The sequence below is a fragment of the Kocuria subflava genome, from assembly GCF_012163155.1.
GTDB classification, from domain to species: Bacteria; Actinomycetota; Actinomycetes; order Actinomycetales; family Micrococcaceae; genus Kocuria; species Kocuria subflava.
Window position 1 is genome coordinate 1 of sequence record NZ_JAAVUN010000232.1, and the last position, 530, is coordinate 530.

1 protein-coding gene is annotated in these 530 nt (G+C 65.7%); it reads right to left on the minus strand.

The window, feature by feature from the left end; all coding sequences use genetic code 11:
- Positions 1–434, minus strand: a 434-nt coding sequence (gene rsfS, locus GTW58_RS13925) for a ribosome silencing factor (RefSeq protein WP_168023645.1), incomplete at its 3' end; no start/stop codon positions are given.
- Positions 435–530 lie beyond the last annotated feature (96 nt).

Here is a 530-nt window from a genome sequence, read left to right on the forward strand (position 1 = left end):
GCGGCCCCGTGCAAATCGTCCAGCTCCGACCCAGCGCCTTCCGCGGCATCACCAGTCGAAGCGTCCGCGGCCGGCGTCAGCCCCAGGTCCACGACGGGAGATTCGTTCCAGAGCCGCTCAAGCGCGTAGAACGCCCGGTCCTCGTCGTGCTGCACGTGCACCACCACATCGCCGTAGTCCAGCAGCACCCAACGCCCCTGCCCCTTGCCTTCGCGGCGGATGGGTCGCAGGTCGTGCTCAGCAATCAGCGCGTCCTCGATCGCATCGACGACGGCGCTCACCAACCGCTCGTTGGAGGCCGAAGCCACCAGGAAGGAGTCAACGATGCCCAGGGCGTCACTGACATCCAGGGCAACGATGTTCTCGGCCTGCTTGTCGTCGGCTGCTCGTGCAGCCGTACGGAGGTACGCGAGGGAGGTTTCGGGAAGAGTCATGCGGCGGTCGGCGCCTTTCTCACAGCAGGATCAACAGGATCACAACAGCCAATGCCAGCAGCACGACGGCGGCCAGCACCAGCAGGAAGGTCTTTC